Here is a 17,598-nt window from a genome sequence, read left to right on the forward strand (position 1 = left end):
TTGGAATCTCCATGACTTCGAGCATTCTCGCTGCGCGGAACCTTAGCAAAGTGGTCAGCAGCACGGAAGGCGAGCTGACAATCCTTCATGACCTCGACCTCGACCTGAACAAAGGCGATAGCCTGGCCATCGTCGGCAGCTCTGGCTCCGGAAAATCCACCCTACTCGGCCTGCTGGCTGGCCTCGACCTGCCCAGCGGCGGCGCCGTATTGCTGGCCGGCAACAACCTCAGCGAGCTCGACGAGGACCAGCGTGCACGTCTGCGCGCCGAGCACGTGGGCTTCGTCTTCCAGTCGTTCCAGTTGCTCGACAGCCTCAACGCGCTGGAAAACGTGATGCTACCGCTGGAGCTGGAAGGTCACGCCGATGCCCGCCAGCGCGCCCGAGCCCTACTCGAACGCGTCGGCCTGGGCCAACGCCTGACCCACTACCCGCGCCAGCTTTCTGGTGGCGAACAACAGCGCGTGGCCATCGCGCGGGCCTTCGCCGCCGAGCCCGACGTGCTGTTCGCCGACGAACCCACCGGTAACCTCGACAGCCACACCGGCGAACGCATCAGCGACCTGCTCTTTCAGCTCAACCAGGAGCGCGGCACCACCTTGGTGCTGGTCACCCATGACGAGCGCCTGGCACACCGCTGCCAGCGCCTGATCCGCCTTGAAGCCGGACACCTGATCGACCGCGTGGAGCCCTGATGAAACGCGTGCCCTTGACTCGCCTGTTTTCGCTCGCTGCCCGCCAACTGCTGCGCGATGCCCGCGCTGGCGAGTTGCGGGTGCTGTTCTTCGCCTTGCTGGTCGCAGTGGCAGCGAGCAGCGCCATTGGCTATTTCAGCGCACGCCTGAATGACGCCATGCTGCTGCGCGCCAGTGAGTTTCTCGCCGCAGATCTACGCCTGAGCGGTAGCTCACCCGCCAGCCAGGAACAGATAGACGCAGGGCTCAAGCTGGGCCTTGATCACGCCCAGGCGGTGGAGTTTTCCAGTGTGGTTGCCGCTGCGGATGGCATTCAACTGGCCAGCGTAAAGGCAGCCAACAGCCGTTATCCGCTGCGCGGCGAACTGAGGAGCGCTGCCGAACCCTACGCACCAGAGGAAGCGGGTTCCAGCCCGCGCCCCGGTGAGGTCTGGGCCGAAGCACGCCTGATGGTCGCGCTGAATCTGAAGATTGGCGATGAACTGGAAATAGGGTCCAAGACCCTGCGCTTGAGCCGCGTGCTGACCTATGACCCGGACACCGCTGGCGATTTCTACAGCCTGACGCCGCGCGTGCTGATGCACCTGGACGACCTTGCCGCCACCGAGGTGGTGCAGCCTGGCAGTCGCGTGCGCTTCCGCGAACTCTGGCGCGGCGATGCCGACGCCCTGGCCGCCTACCGCCAGGCCGTAGAAGCCGGTCTGGAGCCCAATCAGCGCCTGGACGACGCCCGTGACGGTAATCGCCAGGTAGGCGGCGCCCTCGGCCGTGCCGAACGCTATCTGAACCTGGCCAGCCTCGCGGCGGTGCTGCTCGCCGGCGTCGCAGTGGCACTGTCGGCGGCACGCTTCGCCGCAAGGCGCTTCGACGCCAGCGCCCTGCTGCGCTGCCTCGGGCTGTCGCGACGCGAAGCGCTGGCACTGTTCGGCCTGCAACTGGCGTTGCTCGGGCTGGTTGCCTGCGTGATCGGCGCGCTGCTGGGCTGGGCTGGCCAGCACGTGCTGTTCTATCTGCTGCGTGGCCTGATCCCCGATGACCTACCACCTGCCCATCTTTGGCCTGCATTGGCCGGGATGGCCACCGGCTTGGTGGCGCTGGCCGGTTTCGCCCTGCCGCCGCTGGCTGCGCTCGGCCGCGTGCCGCCGCTACGCGTCTTGCGCCGCGACATGCTGCCGGTACCGGCCAGTTCCTGGCTGGTCTACGGTGCGGCGCTGGTTGCGCTGGGCCTGATCATGTGGCGCCTGAGTCTGGACCTGAAACTGACGCTGGCACTGCTGGGTGGCGGTCTACTCGCCGCATTGCTGCTCGGCGGTCTGCTGCTGCTCGGTCTGCAAAGCCTTCGCCGCCTGCTGCAACGCGCCGCCTTGCCCTGGCGCCTGGGCCTCGGCCAACTGCTGCGCCATCCGCTCGCTGCAGCAGGGCAATCGCTGGCCTTCGGCCTGATCCTGCTGGCCATGGCGCTGATCGCCCTGCTGCGTGGCGAGCTACTCGACACCTGGCAGGACCAGTTGCCGGAAGATGCGCCCAACCACTTCGCCCTCAACGTGTTGCCGGCCGAGCGCGATGCCTTCGCCGCGCGCCTGGCCGAACTGTCGCCACACCCGGCGCCACTGTATCCGGTGGTACCGGGTCGCCTGATCATGATCAACGACGAGCCAGTACGCCAACTGGTGACCAAGGAAAGTCGCGGCGAACGCGCCATCCAACGCGACCTGAGCCTGACCTGGGCGGAGCAGCTGCCGCCTGACAATCAGATCACCGCCGGCAGTTGGTGGAAGGCCGAGCACGCCAGCGATTTGCCTGGCGTTTCCGTCGAGGCCGAGCTGGCCGAAAGTCTGCAGCTGAAGCTCGGCGACCGCCTGCGTTTCAACGTCGGCGGCATCGAGCGCGAGGCGCAGGTCACCAGCCTGCGCCAGGTGGACTGGGACAGCTTCCAGCCGAACTTCTACATGATCTTCGAGCCGCAGACCCTGCAGGATCTACCTGCCACTTACCTGACGAGCTTCTACCTGCCGCCTGGCCAGGATGCAGAGCTGATCAAGCTCAGCCGCGCTTTCCCCAGCGTCACCTTGCTGCAGGTCGATGCCCTTCTTGCACAGTTGCGTAGCATCCTCGCCCAGGTCACCCTGGCCATCGAATATGTGCTGCTGTTCGTACTCGCGGCCGGTATCACCGTTCTGCTCGCCGGACTGCAGGCGACCCTGGATGAACGTATTCGTCAGGGTGCACTGCTGCGCGCTCTGGGCGCCGAGCGCAAGTTACTGATCAGCGCCCGACGTGCTGAGTTCGGCCTGCTCGGCGCTGCCGCCGGCCTGCTCGCCGCGCTGGGCTGTGAGCTGGTGAGCTTCCTGCTCTACCGCTATGCCTTCGATATGAGCTGGCAACCGCACCCCTGGCTGCTTCTGCTGCCGCTGATTGGTGCCTTGCTGATCGGTCTGGCCGGTGTTCTCGGCACCCGACGCGCACTCAATGCCAGCCCGTTAAGCGTGCTACGTGAGGGCTGAGAACCCTGAGAGGGGTTTGCTAGACTTGGCGCCCCTCTTCAGACCCTGAACACCATGAGCCGCTATCGCCCCCCTCGCCCTGCCGGTACACCACTGATCACGCCCGAAGGCGAAGCGCGTCTGCGCGCCGAACTTCATGAGTTGTGGCATGTGCGCAGGCCACAGGTGACGCAGTCAGTCAGCGAGGCCGCGGCCCAGGGCGACCGCTCGGAAAATGCCGAGTACACCTACGGCAAGAAAATGCTGCGCGAGATCGACAGCCGCGTGCGCTTTCTCACCAAGCGCCTGGAGAAGCTCAAGGTCGTCAGCGACAAGCCGTCCGATCCGAACAAGGTGTACTTCGGTGCCTGGGTCACCATCGAAGACGAGGACGGCGAGCAGTCGCGCTACCGTATCGTTGGTCCCGACGAACTGGATTTGAAACTAGGCCTGATCAGCATCGACTCGCCACTGGCCCGCGCCCTGGTCGGCAAGGAACTGGATGCCGAGGTTCGCGTGCACAGCCCCAGCGGCGAGAAGACCTGCTACATCGTCGAGATCGATTACCCCTAAGTGCTCGCGAAAACTGGTGCTTGAAGAGCTTCACGAGGAGGGCTCGCTCCTACGCAGATGGCCGGCTTCGCAACCCGACTAACGCCGGGTGATCAGCCCCTGGCGCGCCACACGCACCAGCTCACCGACGGTTTGCGCCAGGTCCTCGGCGCTCGGCGCCTGGATCACCGCCAGGTCAAAACTATCCCGCGCGAAGCGACTCAACGACTCACCGTTCTGCACGAACTGAATGCGAAAGGCGCGTGACCCGGCCCAGCGCTTGGGCCAGCCTTCGAGATAGCGAAGCAAGGTAGGTTGGTGACTGCCGCCAAGCAGCACGCGCGGATTGCGCAGCAGCAGGCCCGAAGTGATGGGCGCCAGGCGAATAAGGGGTTGGGGACAGATCATGGTCGCGTCTCCGCCTCGAGAATCCCGCTGGGCAGCGGTGAGAGGCGACACCGAACCAGCGCTTTAGCGGAATTTCAGGCGCTGATGACAACACCCTGTGGCGCCCCGCAAGTAGCTGTTTAAATCGGCGCAGCGCGCATCCTAGAGAAGCCCACGGCAAACTGTCAAGGCGCACCCAGCGTTACCCCCAACCTTCGATTGGGCGGCGGCTAATCGGCCCACTTGCCCCCTTCTAACCCGCCCCGCCACCGCCTCAAAAATCACACGATGAACAGATGAGTAGCGGCCTTTCGCATGATCTTGCGTGTCGACACGTAACAGAATTTAGCCAGCGATATCGCCGCCAGTTCGCACCAATATCAGCAAAAGTCCCGGGTTAGAGGCTTCGCTTGTGGTTCAGCGACGCTGGCATGCTTCCTGCCATCGTTCTTGCGCCGTACGCGCCACGGAATGGGCGTGATCTGTGTTGCTGGAAGCAGCTGACTGCCTCAACAAAATCCATCGAGAGCGCCCATGAAAAACAATAAAACCCTGCTCGCCCTCTGTCTCGGTACCGGCCTGCTCGCCAGTGGCCAGACCCAGGCTTTCTGGTTCGGTTCATCCGGCTATACCCAGACCAAATACCCCATCGTCCTCGGCCACGGCATGCTCGGTTTCGACAGCATCCTCGGCGTCGACTACTGGTACGGTATCCCGGCCGCTCTGCGCCGCGATGGCGCCAGCGTCTATGTCACCGAAGTCAGCCAGCTGGACACCTCCGAAGCACGCGGCGAGCAATTACTGCAGCAGGTCGAGGATATCGTCGCCATCAGCGGCAAGGGCAAGGTCAACCTGATCGGCCACAGCCACGGTGGCCCGACCACCCGCTATGTCGCCGCCGTGCGCCCGGACCTGGTCGCCTCCGTCACCAGCGTCGGCGCACCGCACAAGGGTTCGGCCACCGCCGACTTCCTCAAGGGCATCAGCGACGGCCCGGCCGGCCCGGTTGCCACGCCGCTGCTGGTGGGTATCGTCAACGGCCTGGGGACGCTGATCAACTTCCTTTCCGGCAGCTCCAGCACCACGCCACAGAATGCACTGGGCTCACTGGAATCGCTCAACAGCCAGGGCGCAGCGCGCTTCAATGCGAAGTTTCCGCAAGGCATTCCCACCAGCGCCTGCGGCGAAGGCGCCTACAGCGTCAATGGCGTGCGTTACTACTCCTGGAGCGGCACCAGCCCGCTGACCAACCTGCTCGACCCAAGCGACCTGCTGATGGGCGCGTCCTCGCTGACCTTCGGCAGCGAAGCCAACGACGGCCTGGTCGGTCGCTGCAGCTCGCGCATGGGCCAGGTGATTCGTGACAACTACCGGATGAACCACCTCGACGAGGTCAACCAGACCCTGGGCCTGACCAGCCTGTTCGAGACCGACCCGGTGACGGTCTACCGCCAGCACGCCAACCGCCTGAAGAACGCCGGGCTCTAAACAGCCAAGCCTCGTAGGGTGTGTACGTCGCACCCTACGAGGCATCAGCTCTAACCCCGGTCCGACGCCTCACTGGAAGCTGCCGTGAAGAAAGCCTTATTCATCCTACCTCTACTGATCGCCGCCAGCCTGGCGTTGATGCTCTACCTGCAACCCGGACACCAAACCACCCACCTCACCCCTCCCGCCGCCACGGCTACGCCGCCCGCGCCGCAGCCGACTGCCCAGGCAATGGCCCCGAGCGTCGAGGACGCGCAGAAGCAGAAGAAGGTCAGCAAGCTGGCCCTGCCCAGCTCCTTCGTAGGCACCGAAGTCGACGGTAGCTTTCGCGTGGATGCCGCCGGCAACCTGGTCATCAGCGAAGATATCCGGCGGATCTTCGATTACTTCCTTGCCAGCATCGGTGAAGAAAGCCTGGATGCCAGCGTTTCACGTCTGCGCAGCTACATCGACAGCCAATTACAGGAACCGGCGCGAACCCGCGCACAGACGCTGCTGGAGCAATACCTGAGCTACAAGCGAGAGCTGGTGATGCTGGAGCGCGACCTGCCGCAAATGGCCAACCTCGAAGCCATGCGCCAGCGCGAAACTGCCGTACAAGCGCTGCGTGCGCGCCTGTTCGACAACGAGACGCACCAGGTCTTCTTCGCCCGTGAGGAAGGCTACAACCGCTTCACCCTGGAACGCCTGGCTATCCAGCACGACGGCAAAATGAGCGCAGAGGACAAAGGTGTTGCCGTCGACCGCCTGCGCGCCTCCCTGCCGGAAGAGCTGCAGGACGCCGTATTGCCACAACTGCAGCAGGAACTGCGGCAGAACACGGCCCGACTGCAGGCCGAGGGCGCCAGCGCCGCGCAGATCCGCCAGATGCGTCAGCAACTGGTCGGCGCCGAAGCCACCACGCGCCTGGAGGCGCTGGATAGCCAGCGGCAGAACTGGCAGAAACGCCTGGATGGCTATCTCGCAGAGAAAGCGCGAATCGACTCCAGCGAAGGCCTTAGCGCGGGTGACAAACGTGCGGCCATCGAGGCACTGGCCGCCGAACGGTTCGATGAGCGTGAACGCCTGCGCCTGGATGCCGCCGAGCAATTGGCAGCCGCCAGCAAGAAGCAGTAACGTCAGGCGCTGTCGCGCATCACCAGTTCGAAACCGACGTCGATGCAATGCTGTTCTGGCGTTTCACCACGCATCAGCGCCAACAGCATGTTCGCCGCCAACTCGCCGATACGCCCACGCGTGGTACGCACCGTGCTCAAGGCCGGATGCATCCAGGCCGCCGCAGGCAGGTCGTTGAAGCCGGCGATAGCCAGACGCCCTGGCACATCCAACCCCAGTTGCCGGGCGCGGAACAGCGCACCCATGGCCAGGTCGTCGTTGTTGAAGAACACCGCATCGATCTGCGGCTGCTGCGCCAGCAGGCGGTCGAGCAGTTCGGCGCCCAGGCCGATGGATGACAACTGCGGTGTCAGCAGCTCCAGCGCCGGGTCGTGGCGATTGAGGTACTGCATCACCTGGCGATAGCCTTCGGCACGCTGCAAGGTACGCGGATCGAGCTGCGCCGCGGCGAAGGCGATATGGCGGTAACCACGCTGCACCAGGGCACGGGTCATGGCGGCGCCAGCGTCTACCTGAGAGAAACCGACGCAGTAGTCCTCCGGCTCCTCGCTCAGCTCCATCAGCGTTACCAAGGGGCAACTGCTGGCGCCGAGGATTTCCCGCGCCGCGTCGCTGCGCTCGAACCCCGTAAGCAAGAGGCCAGCTGGCTGGTGCGCCAGGTAGGAGCGCAGCAGGCGCTCGTCCTCCTCCACCCGATAGTGGCTGACGCCAATCATCATCTCGAAGCCGGCCGGCATCAGCACACGCTGGATGGCCTCGACGGTATCGACGAACACCGAGTTGGACAGCGACGGAATCACCACCGCCACCAGGTTCGAACGCGAACTGGCCAGCGCCCGTGCGGCAGGATTGGGCACGTAGCCCAGCGACTGAGCCGCGCGCATCACCTGCTCGCGCAGCGCATCGGAGACCCGCCCCGGCTGCGACAAGGCGCGCGACGCAGACATCAGCGAACAGCCTGCTGCCTTGGCCACATCGGACAGGGTGACGCGTTCGGCGGACCGGCGACGGCGTTGAGTCATAGCGCCTCCATTGTTTACCAGTGTGCGATTCTACCAGCCCCGCCGATGAATAAAGCGCGGGACACGCCGCCCGGGGTAACGTCACCATGCAAGGAGCGTTACCACCTGCGTGCCCCGCGAAACTGCAAACCTGCCCACGATCGGCTGCGCGTCAGTCGCACCTGAACATGGGCAAGTTCTTATAGAGCGGCCTTCTCGGCTTCAGCCTGGACCTGATCGAACAGTTGCTGGCCGACCGTATCGACAACTTTCTGGATCGCCGGCGCGGCCTGCTCACGCATGCGCTGCACTTCGACGGGCTCCACTTCGTTGATCTGCATGCCCTTCTCCTTCAGCTCGGCCAGGGCGCGGGCTGCCTCCTCGCGGGTATCCTTGCGCTCGAAGTCACGCGCCTTCTTGGCCGCCTCCAGCAGGATGTTCTGCTCGGTCTGCGACAGGCCATCCCACCAGCGCTTGGACACGGTGACGATCCACGGGCTGTACACGTGATTGGTCACGGTCAGGTACTTCTGCACCTCGTAGAACTTCGAGGAGAGGATGGTGTTGAATGGGTTTTCCTGGCCGTCGACGGCCTTGGTCTCCAGCGCGGTGAACAGCTCGGAGAACGGCAGCGGCACCGCGTTGGCACCCATCAGCTTGAAGGTCTCGAGAAACACCGGGTTGGGCATCACGCGCAACTTGACCCCGGAGAAGTCCTCCAGCTTGCTGATCGGACGGCTGTTGTTGGTCAGGTTACGGAAGCCGTTTTCCCAGTACACCAAGCCGACCAGGCCTTTCTCTTCCAGCTTGTCCATGACCTGGCGGCCCACCGGGCCGTCGAGCACGGCATCGGCCTGCTCGGCGCTACTGAACAGGAACGGCGTGTCCCACACGGCCATTTCCTTGGTGATACCCACCAGAGTCGCGGTCGAACCGACCATCATTTCCTGCGCCCCACCGATCAGCGCGCTCTGCATCTGATCGTCGGAGCCCAGGCTGGCGGCGCCGAAAGTGCGCACCTTGAGTTTGCCGTCGGAAGCCTTGGCCACCTCTTCGGCGAACAGCTTGGCCGCACGGCCCTGGTTGCTGTTCTCGTTGAGACCATAACCGAAGCGGATCATGCGCGAACGCACGTCATCGGCATGGGCGGTGAAACTGGCGAGCGGGCTGCACAGCATGGCAGCAGTGAGGATGGCGAGCAGTGGACGTTTCATCGGGACTACCTCTTATTGTTGTGAATGATGACGGCGCGCCAGCGCCGCTGGGTCAACTCAGCGCAACCAGGCCAACGGCACGGTAACGATGGACGGGAATGCCACCAGCACCGCGACGATGATCAGATAGATCAGGAAGAACGGCATGACGCCGCGTACCAGCACTTCCATGCGCAACTTGCCGATACCGCCGACGACGTTGAGTACCGTGCCGACTGGCGGGGTGATCAGGCCGATGGAGCCGATCAGTACGAACATCACGCCGAAGTACACCGGATCGACGCCAGCCTTGATCGCGATGGGCGCCAGTACCGGTGCCAGAATCAGGATGGTCGGCGTCAGGTCGAGCACCATGCCTACCGCGATCATCAACAGCATGATCGCCAGTACCAGCAGTCTTGGATGATCAGCCAGTGGCCCGAGCATGGCGCCGATCTCGTCCGGCAGCTGGGCCAGGGTGATCATGTAGGCCGATACCGTGGCCGCGGCGCAAAGGAACATCACCGACGCCGTGGTGCGGCTGGCGCGGGTCAGGGTCTCCATCAGGTCGTTCCAGCTCAGCTCGCGGTAGAGCAAGGTGGAAACGGCCAGGGCATACACCGCAGCGACAACCGCCGCTTCGGTGGGCGTGAAGATGCCGAAACGCAGACCGCCAACGATGATCACCGGCAACATCAAGGCAGCGGCGCCGTCGATCAGCACACGGCGACGCTCGGCGGCAGTGGCCTTGGGCGGCGTCGGCTCGGTGAAACCGCGGGCGATCAGCGTCCAGGCGACGATCAGGCCTGCGCCCATGATCAGCCCCGGCACCAGCCCCGCCATGAACAGCTGGCTGATGGAGGTGTTGGTGACAACGCCATAGATCACGAACGGCATCGATGGCGGAATAATTGGCGCGATGATGCCGCCAGCAGCTACCAGACCTGCCGAGGAATGCACCGGATAACCACGCTGGCGCATCATCGGCAACAGCAAGGTGGCCAGCGCCGCAGTATCGGCCAGTGCCGAACCGGACATGCTGGCCAGCAGCACGGCAGCGGCGATGGCAACGTAACCGAGGCCTCCGCGCAGGTGGCCAAAGTAGGCCTGGGCCATCGCGATGATGCGCCGGGAAATGCCGCCGGCGTTCATCAGCTCGCCGGCCAGGATGAAGAAAGGTACCGCCAGCAGCGGGAAGCTGTCAGCGCCGGCCAGCAGGTTCTGCGCCAGCAGCTGCACGTCCCAGAAATCCAGGTACCACATCAGTACGGCCGCGGTAAGGATCAGGGCAAAGGCGATGGGCATGCCGAATGCCATGAACCCCAGCAGGGAAGAAAGAAATACCGCGACAGTCATCGGCAGGTCCTCGGTGGGCAGTGCCCGTCTTGTTGGAATGGAGCTAGCATCATTCGACGTGTGCCTGACTCAGGGCCGGCTGCGGCGTACGCCGCCAGAGGTTGATCAACTGCACCACGGCGAGAATCGCCAGCACCAGCATGCTCGCCAGCACCGGTAGCATCGCCAGCACCACTGGGTAACCAACCACCGTACTAACGTTGCCCCAGCCGAATTGCACCTGATTCCAGGCACCCAAGGCCGAGAGCAGGCTCGCTCCTGCCACTAGAATCCAGCTCAGTGAATCCACCAGCCGTTGCGCCAGCAGTGGGAAGCGGTCGCGAATCATGCGGAATGTCATCAGTTCGCCCCGCCGCATGCCGGAGGCCACGCCGACGAATACCAACCAGACGAAGGCCAGGCGCGACAACTCTTCTGCGCCAGGCCAACCCGTGCCGAATGCGTAGCGCAGCACCACGTTGCTGAACACCGCCACCACCATGAAGGCCATCAGCACCGCCATCATTCCATCTGTCAGGCGATCGAACAGGCGCGCGATGCGCCCTTCATAGATGGGTTCGGCACCTAGCTGAGCCGCTTGGTTAGCGCTATCAATTTCGCTCTCGAGCATATCCTCAGCCTGGCTCGACACGGCCTCCGCCGCTTCGCGACGTACCCAGGCCTGGATCTCGGCCACCAACGTTTGCCGCGACTGCTGCGCATCGACGACACGTACGTATGGTTCACCTGCCGGGCTTTCGAGAGTGGCGAATTGGCTGTCAACCAGCGAAGTCGGCATGAAATGGCCAGGCCGAGCACCCACGCGCTGCACAGCGGTAGCGTGATCGATATCCAGGTGCACGAACTGCAATCCCGGAATCGCCTGACGCAGGCGCTCGCGGTAAGCGCGCTTGAGCGCCGAGCAGGCCAGCACGAAGCACTCACCGGCGGCCTGCGCGGCCAGCATCTGCTCGCACAGCGCATCCAGCCAGTGGCGACGGTCTTCGTCGCTCAGCGGGGTGCCCGCGCGCATGCGCTCTACGTTCTCAGGGGGGTGGAAATGATCGGCTTCTATATGACGCCAACCGAGGGCAGTGGCGACTGCCTGGCTGATCTCGCTCTTGCCGGAGCCACTGACCCCCATGACCACCAGGGTGGTACGGGCAGGCAGTGCGGGAGGCTGCTGTTGCATGGGAACTCCATGGGCACCATCAAGGTGGTACCGCTCATTGTTTGAGCCGAATGTTAGCGCTATCCAAATCGTTCGACAACCCTCCCCTGGCAACATTTCGTAGAGCATTTTCATTAATGATGATCGTCCAGCTATGGCCCGCTGCTGGCTGACACGTTCAAGATCGCCTACCGGCCCCAAGAGAGACATTTTGCTTATGTATCGGCTGAGCCCCTGCTTCTGGCTGCCCCCATTATTCTGGTCACTCACTGCACAGGCCGAAAACGCCACCTACCAGGCCGACCCGCTGGTGGTCACCGGCAGCCGCTATCAGGCCAGTGGCTGGCAACTGCCCTTCTCCATCAACCGCATTGATGCCGAACAGGCCACCCTCGGCAAACCCGGCGTCAACCTGTCCGAGGCGCTCGGCGGCGTGCCGGGGCTGGTGGTGCAGAACCGGCAGAACTATGCGCAGGACCTGCAGATCTCCTCGCGAGGTTTCGGCGCCCGTTCGGCCTTCGGTATTCGCGGTATCAAGCTGCTAGCTGACGGTGTGCCGCTGTCCAACCCCGATGGTCAAGGCCAGGCCGCGACCTTCGACCTCGACACCCTGGAACGTATCGAGGTGCTGCGCGGCCCCTTCGCCAGCGTTTACGGCAGCAACTCCGGTGGGGTCATCCAGTTGTTCTCGCGCGATGGCGAAGGTCCACCCAAGCTGTCACTCGACACCTCGCAAGCCGCCTACGGCACCAGTCGCACCCGCGTCGCAGCCGAAGGTGGCAACGACAAGGCTGGTTTCATCATCAACCGCTCGCACTTCGAGACCGACGGCTACCGCGACCATAGCGACGCCATCCTCGACAAGACCTTCGCCAAACTGACTCTGTACCCGGACGATGTCAGCAAGCTCAGTTTGAGCTTCAGCGAGCTGGATCAGAACGATACGCAAGACCCGCAAGGGTTGACCTGGGCTCAGGTGAAGAGCGACCGCCGCAGCGCCGCGCCCAGCGCACTGGAGTTCGATACACGCAAGACCGTCGATCATCGTCAGTTCGCGCTCAACTACGAGCGCAGCTTTGCCGCCGGCACCTGGCAAAGCACGCTATATAGCGGTACGCGACGGGTGATTCAGTACCAGTCGATTCCAGTCGGTGCGCAAACGCCTGCCCGCCAGGGCGGGGGCGTGATCGACTTCGAGCGCCGCTTTCACGGCATCGGCAGCCGCTGGATTCAGTCGTTCGACCTGGGCAGCAGCCTGCTGACCGTCACCACCGGCCTGGATTACGACTATTCGCGAGACGACCGCCAGGGTTTTGAAAACTTCGTCGGCAGCACCCTGGGCGTAAAAGGCAACCTGCGCCGCGACGAGCGCAACGAGGTCACCAGCCTGTCGCCCTACGTCCAGGCCGCTTGGCAACTGGGCACGCTAGAGCTGCAGGCCGGCCTGCGTCACAGCCAGGTGGAATTTGACGTGGACGACCGTTTCCTGAGCAATGGCGACGATAGTGGCTCGGTGACCTACCGCGAACTGACGCCGACCCTGGGCGCCAGTTACGCCCTGTTGCCAGGCCTGAATGTCTACGCCAGCTGGGGCAAGGGCGTGGAGACGCCGACGCTGAACGAGTTGTCCTACTCCGGCCCCGGCAACAGCTTCGGCTTCGACCTGCAACCGGCCACCAGCGAGCAGGTAGAAGTCGGCCTCAAGGCACGCCTGGCCGAGGCCACCAGCCTGCAACTGGCACTGTTCCAGATCGATACCGACGACGAACTGGTGGTCGAATCAGCCAGCGGAGGCCGATCACGCTTCCAGAACGCCGCCCAGACTCGCCGCCGCGGCGTCGAGCTGGCCCTGGAAAGCCGCCTGAGCGACACCTTGCGAGCCAACCTCGCCTATACACAGATCGACGCCACCTATAGCAAGAACTTCACCAGCAACGGTCGATTGATCGAGTCGGGCAATCGCCTGCCAGGCATTCCCGCGCGCACGCTGTTTGGCGAGCTGGCCTGGCAACCGCTGGACTGGTTCAGCACCGCCATCGAAGGCCTGTACCGCAGCCAGTTGTATGTCGAAGACAGCAACACAGCCAAGACCGCACCCAGCTACGCGCTGTTCAACTGGCAAGTTCGCTTCGAGCAGCAGGCCGGTGCAATGACCTTCAATCAGGTGCTGCGCATCGACAATCTGCTGGATCGCGAGTACATCGGCTCGGTGATCGTCGGCGATAGCAACGGCCGCTACTACGAACCCGGCCCGGAGCGCGCCTGGTATGTCGGCGCTGGCATGCAGTACCAGTTCGATTGAGGCTGGCAACTGAGACTCGCGTCTCCACCCCTCTTGTGGGATAGGACGCCAGGTGATGTGTATCGGCAAATACAGCTCAAAAACAGAAAAGGCCACCCGAAGGTGGCCTTTTGCATGCAGTCAGCGAAGGCTTAGGCCTTCTTGACTTCCCAACCGGTCAGCTCGGCCAGGGCCTTGCCGATGTCAGCCAGGGAACGCACGGTTTTCACGCCAGCGTCCTGCAGTGCAGCGAATTTCTCGTCTGCAGTGCCCTTGCCGCCGGAGATGATGGCGCCAGCGTGGCCCATGCGCTTGCCGGGAGGAGCGGTCACACCAGCGATGTAGGAAACTACAGGCTTGGTGACGTTGGCCTTGATGTAGGCAGCCGCTTCTTCTTCAGCCGAACCGCCGATCTCACCGATCATGACGATCGCTTCGGTCTTCGGGTCTTCCTGGAACAGCTTCAGGATGTCGATGAAGTTGGAGCCCGGGATGGGGTCACCGCCGATGCCCACGCAGGTGGACTGGCCGAAACCGGCGTCGGTGGTCTGCTTCACGGCTTCATAGGTCAGGGTGCCGGAACGGGACACGATGCCGACTTTGCCTGGCAGGTGGATGTGACCCGGCATGATGCCGATCTTGCACTCGCCGGGAGTGATCACGCCCGGGCAGTTCGGGCCGATCAGGGTAATGCCCAGCTCGTCGCAGATGACTTTGGCATCCAGCATGTCCAGGGTAGGAATGCCTTCGGTGATGCAGACGATCAGCTTGATGCCGCCGAATGCAGCTTCCAGGATCGAGTCTTTGCAGAACGGAGCCGGAACGTAGATGACCGAAGCGTCAGCGCCAGTGGCTTCAACGGCTTCTTTCACGGTGTTGAACACCGGCAGGCCCAGGTGAGTGGTGCCGCCCTTGCCCGGAGTCACGCCGCCAACCATCTTGGTGCCGTAGGCGATGGCTTGTTCGGAGTGGAAAGTACCCTGCGAGCCGGTGAAGCCCTGGCAGATGACTTTGGTGTCTTTATTGATCAGGACGCTCATTACTTGCCCTCCGCAGCTTTGACGACTTGCTGAGCAGCGTCGGTCAGGCTGGTTGCCGCGATGATGTTCAGGCCGCTTTCAGCCAGGACCTTGGCGCCCAGCTCAGCGTTGTTACCTTCCAGGCGGACGACCACCGGGATTTTCACGCCGACTTCTTTCACTGCGCCGATGATGCCTTCGGCAATCATGTCGCAACGAACGATGCCGCCGAAGATGTTCACCAGAACGGCAGCAACGTTGCTGTCGGACAGGATGATCTTGAAGGCTTCGGTCACGCGCTCTTTGGTTGCGCCGCCACCTACGTCGAGGAAGTTGGCTGGCTTGCCGCCGTGCAGGTTGACGATGTCCATGGTACCCATGGCCAGACCGGCACCGTTGACCATGCAGCCGATGTTGCCTTCCAGGGCCACGTAGTTCAGCTCGAAGCTGGCAGCGTGGGCTTCACGAGGATCGTCTTGCGACGGGTCGTGGAAGGTCTTCAGCTTCGGCTGACGGTACATGGCGTTAGCGTCGATGTTGATCTTCGCGTCCAGGCAGTGCAGGTCGCCGTCGGCCTTGATGACCAGCGGGTTGACTTCCAGCAGAGCCAGATCGTGATCTTTGAACAGTTTGGCCAGACCTACGAAGATCTTGGCGAACTGAGCGACTTGCTTGCCTTCCAGGCCCAGCTGGAAAGCCAGCTCGCGACCCTGGTACGGCTGAGCGCCGACCAGCGGGTCAACGGTGGCCTTGAGGATCTTCTCAGGAGTTTCGTGGGCCACTTTCTCGATGTCCACGCCACCTTCGGTGGAAGCCATGAACACGATGCGACGGCTGGAGCGGTCCACTACAGCGCCCAGGTACAGTTCCTTGGCGATGTCAGTGCAGGATTCGACCAGGATTTTGCTGACCGGCTGACCGTTGGCGTCAGTCTGGTAGGTCACCAGACGCTTGCCCAGCCAGTTGGCGGCGAAGGCCTTGGCGTCTTCTTTGCTCTTGACCAGCTTTACGCCACCGGCTTTACCGCGGCCACCAGCGTGGACCTGAGCTTTGACGACCCACTCGCTGCCGCCGATTTTTTCGCAGGCTTCTGCGGCTTCTTCCGGGGTGTCTACCGCGAAACCCTTGGATACGGGCAGGCCGTATTCAGCGAACAGCTGCTTACCCTGATACTCGTGAAGATTCATGCTTGTCTACCGTCTTCGTTTAGGTATTGCGCATTCGGCGCTGTACTTGTGATACCGCGCCACCTGTGACTGCCGAAGCAGTCCGTCGGGGGCTTGCGCTGCGAGTTGGACTCGACGCGGGCCACCCGACGTGGTTCTGCTTGCAAACACCACCGTAGCGATGAGGCGATTACACGACGCCCCGCCTACCACGGCGGCTTACAACAACTTGAGTGGCCGAACGAGTCGGCCACTAACGCTTAGCGTTTCTTGCGATTGGCGATGTGAATCGCGCCGCCGTTCACTGCCAGGGCCGCTTCGTGCAGCGCCTCGGACAGGGTCGGGTGGGAGAAGACCATCATGCCCAGGTCTTCGGCGCTGGTGCCGAATTCCATGCCGATTGCGCCTTGCTGTACCAGCTCGGCAGCGCTTGGGCCGATCACGTGAACACCCAGCACACGGTCGGTGTTGGCGTCAGCAATGACCTTGACGAAACCGCCAGTGTCGTTGGCCGCCATGGCGCGACCGCTGGCAGCGAACGGGAAAGTACCGACGTTGACTGCAACGCCTTCAGCCTTCAGTTGCTGCTCGGTCTTGCCGACCCATGCGATTTCCGGATGGGTGTAGATCACGGACGGGATCAGGTCATAGTTCATCTGCGCCTTGTGGCCAGCGATGCGCTCAGCAACCATCACGCCCTCTTCCGAGGCTTTGTGCGCGAGCATCGCGCCACGGACCACGTCACCGATGGCGTAGACGCCCGGAACGCTGGTTTCGCACTGGTCGTTGACGAAGATGAAGCCGCGCTCGTCCAGGTCAACGCCGCTGTCAGCAGCCAGCAGATCGGTGGTCACCGGACGACGGCCTACGGCCACGATCAGCTTGTCGAAAGTCATTTTCTGCTCGCCATTGGCGTCAGTGAAACTGACCACAACCTGCTTCTTCTTGACCTCCGAACCGGTCACGCGAGCACCCAGGCGGATGTCCAGGCCCTGCTTGGTCAGGGTCTTCTGGGCTTCCTTGGCGATCTGCTCGTCGGCAGCCGCGAGGAACTTGTCCATGGCTTCCAGAACGGTGACTTCAGCACCCAGGCGAGCCCATACCGAGCCCAGCTCCAGACCGATTACGCCAGCGCCGATGACGCCCAGCTTCTTCGGTACGCTCTGGAATTCCAGGGCACCAGTGGAGTCGACGATCACGTCTTGATCGACCGGAGCCGGCGGGATCTCGACCGGCTTGGAGCCGGAGGCGATGATCACGTGAGCAGCTTCAACCACCTGGCTTTTGCCATCGGTGCCAGTGACTTCGACCTGTTTGCCAGCCAGCAGCTTGCCGTGACCTTCGAGCAGGGTCACGCCGTTGGCCTTGAACAGACCGGCAACACCGCCGGTGAGGTTCTTGATGATGGTGTTCTTGCGCGCCACCATGGCCGGGACGTCGATGGTCACGCCTTTGGCTTCGATACCATGCACGGCGAAGCCGTCTTTCGCTTCGTGGTACTTCCAGGAGCTGTCCAGCAGCGCCTTGGACGGAATGCAACCGACGTTCAGGCAAGTGCCGCCGAGAGCGACCTTGCCGTCGCTGCCCTGGTACTTCTCGATGCAGGCAGTCTTAAGGCCGAGTTGCGCTGCTTTGATGGCGGCTACATAGCCACCAGGGCCGGCACCGATGACTACCACGTCGAATTTCTGGGTCATAACGTATTCCTTCT

At 63.1% G+C, this 17,598-nt stretch carries 14 protein-coding genes; 6 read left to right on the forward strand and 8 right to left on the reverse strand.

The window, feature by feature from the left end:
* Positions 1 to 11: 11 nt before the first annotated feature.
* The 3 genes from CDO35_RS09855 to greB are packed head-to-tail and all read left to right on the forward strand — an operon-like array spanning position 12 to position 3,751.
* The gene (locus CDO35_RS09855; protein WP_099524335.1) at positions 12 to 695 is read left to right on the forward strand and encodes an ABC transporter ATP-binding protein; all 684 of its coding nucleotides are present in this window, start codon (positions 12 to 14) and stop codon (positions 693 to 695) included.
* Positions 695 to 3,199 carry an ABC transporter permease gene (locus CDO35_RS09860; RefSeq protein ID WP_099524338.1) on the forward strand — a complete coding sequence of 835 codons (2,505 nt, stop codon included), beginning with the start codon at positions 695 to 697 and terminating at the stop codon, positions 3,197 to 3,199. The genes CDO35_RS09855 and CDO35_RS09860 overlap by 1 nt, the downstream gene beginning before the upstream one ends.
* A gap of 54 nt (positions 3,200 to 3,253) precedes the next feature.
* Entirely contained in the window at positions 3,254 to 3,751 is a 498-nt protein-coding gene (gene greB, locus CDO35_RS09865) for a transcription elongation factor GreB (protein ID WP_099524341.1), read from the forward strand.
* Between the two features lie 78 nt (positions 3,752 to 3,829).
* On the opposite strand, the gene CDO35_RS09870 is transcribed toward greB, so the two are convergent.
* Complete coding sequence (locus CDO35_RS09870) at positions 3,830 to 4,138, reverse strand: hypothetical protein (RefSeq protein WP_017676783.1); 309 nt, start codon at positions 4,136 to 4,138, stop codon at positions 3,830 to 3,832.
* Positions 4,139 to 4,651: 513 nt separating this feature from the next.
* On the opposite strand from CDO35_RS09870, the gene CDO35_RS09875 reads away from it, so the two are divergent.
* Positions 4,652 to 5,605 carry a triacylglycerol lipase gene (locus CDO35_RS09875; protein WP_099524344.1) on the forward strand — a complete coding sequence of 318 codons (954 nt, stop codon included), beginning with the start codon at positions 4,652 to 4,654 and terminating at the stop codon, positions 5,603 to 5,605.
* A gap of 84 nt (positions 5,606 to 5,689) precedes the next feature.
* Complete coding sequence (locus tag CDO35_RS09880; protein ID WP_099524346.1) at positions 5,690 to 6,721, forward strand: lipase secretion chaperone; 1,032 nt, start codon at positions 5,690 to 5,692, stop codon at positions 6,719 to 6,721.
* Positions 6,722 to 6,723: 2 nt separating this feature from the next.
* On the opposite strand, the gene gntR is transcribed toward CDO35_RS09880, so the two are convergent.
* The 4 genes from gntR to CDO35_RS09900 all read right to left on the reverse strand — a co-directional run bounded on the left by gntR (position 6,724) and on the right by CDO35_RS09900 (position 11,442).
* The gene (gntR, locus tag CDO35_RS09885; protein ID WP_099524348.1) at positions 6,724 to 7,743 is read right to left on the reverse strand and encodes an HTH-type transcriptional regulator GntR; all 1,020 of its coding nucleotides are present in this window, start codon (positions 7,741 to 7,743) and stop codon (positions 6,724 to 6,726) included.
* A 179-nt stretch (positions 7,744 to 7,922) separates the two neighbouring features.
* On the reverse strand, positions 7,923 to 8,936 hold the full coding sequence (locus tag CDO35_RS09890; protein ID WP_099524350.1) for a TRAP transporter substrate-binding protein: 1,014 nt from the start codon (positions 8,934 to 8,936) through the stop codon (positions 7,923 to 7,925).
* Between the two features lie 57 nt (positions 8,937 to 8,993).
* Entirely contained in the window at positions 8,994 to 10,271 is a 1,278-nt protein-coding gene (locus tag CDO35_RS09895; protein WP_099524351.1) for a TRAP transporter large permease, read from the reverse strand.
* A gap of 49 nt (positions 10,272 to 10,320) precedes the next feature.
* Positions 10,321 to 11,442 carry a gluconokinase, GntK/IdnK-type gene (locus CDO35_RS09900; RefSeq protein ID WP_099524354.1) on the reverse strand — a complete coding sequence of 374 codons (1,122 nt, stop codon included), beginning with the start codon at positions 11,440 to 11,442 and terminating at the stop codon, positions 10,321 to 10,323.
* 196 nt (positions 11,443 to 11,638) lie between these two features.
* On the opposite strand from CDO35_RS09900, the gene CDO35_RS09905 reads away from it, so the two are divergent.
* Entirely contained in the window at positions 11,639 to 13,723 is a 2,085-nt protein-coding gene (locus tag CDO35_RS09905; protein WP_099524356.1) for a TonB-dependent receptor family protein, read from the forward strand.
* A gap of 131 nt (positions 13,724 to 13,854) precedes the next feature.
* Here CDO35_RS09905 and sucD read toward each other — a convergent pair whose 3' ends face one another.
* From sucD to lpdA, 3 genes are all read right to left on the reverse strand, one after another.
* Entirely contained in the window at positions 13,855 to 14,742 is an 888-nt protein-coding gene (gene sucD, locus CDO35_RS09910; RefSeq protein ID WP_059392427.1) for a succinate--CoA ligase subunit alpha, read from the reverse strand.
* A complete protein-coding gene (gene sucC, locus CDO35_RS09915) occupies positions 14,742 to 15,908 on the reverse strand; it encodes an ADP-forming succinate--CoA ligase subunit beta (RefSeq protein ID WP_037051889.1) in 1,167 nt (388 codons plus the stop codon). The genes sucD and sucC overlap by 1 nt, the downstream gene beginning before the upstream one ends.
* A gap of 239 nt (positions 15,909 to 16,147) precedes the next feature.
* Positions 16,148 to 17,584 carry a dihydrolipoyl dehydrogenase gene (gene lpdA, locus CDO35_RS09920; protein ID WP_099524359.1) on the reverse strand — a complete coding sequence of 479 codons (1,437 nt, stop codon included), beginning with the start codon at positions 17,582 to 17,584 and terminating at the stop codon, positions 16,148 to 16,150.
* Positions 17,585 to 17,598 lie beyond the last annotated feature (14 nt).

This window comes from Pseudomonas sediminis (assembly GCF_002741105.1).
Taxonomy (GTDB): Bacteria; Pseudomonadota; Gammaproteobacteria; order Pseudomonadales; family Pseudomonadaceae; genus Aquipseudomonas; species Aquipseudomonas sediminis.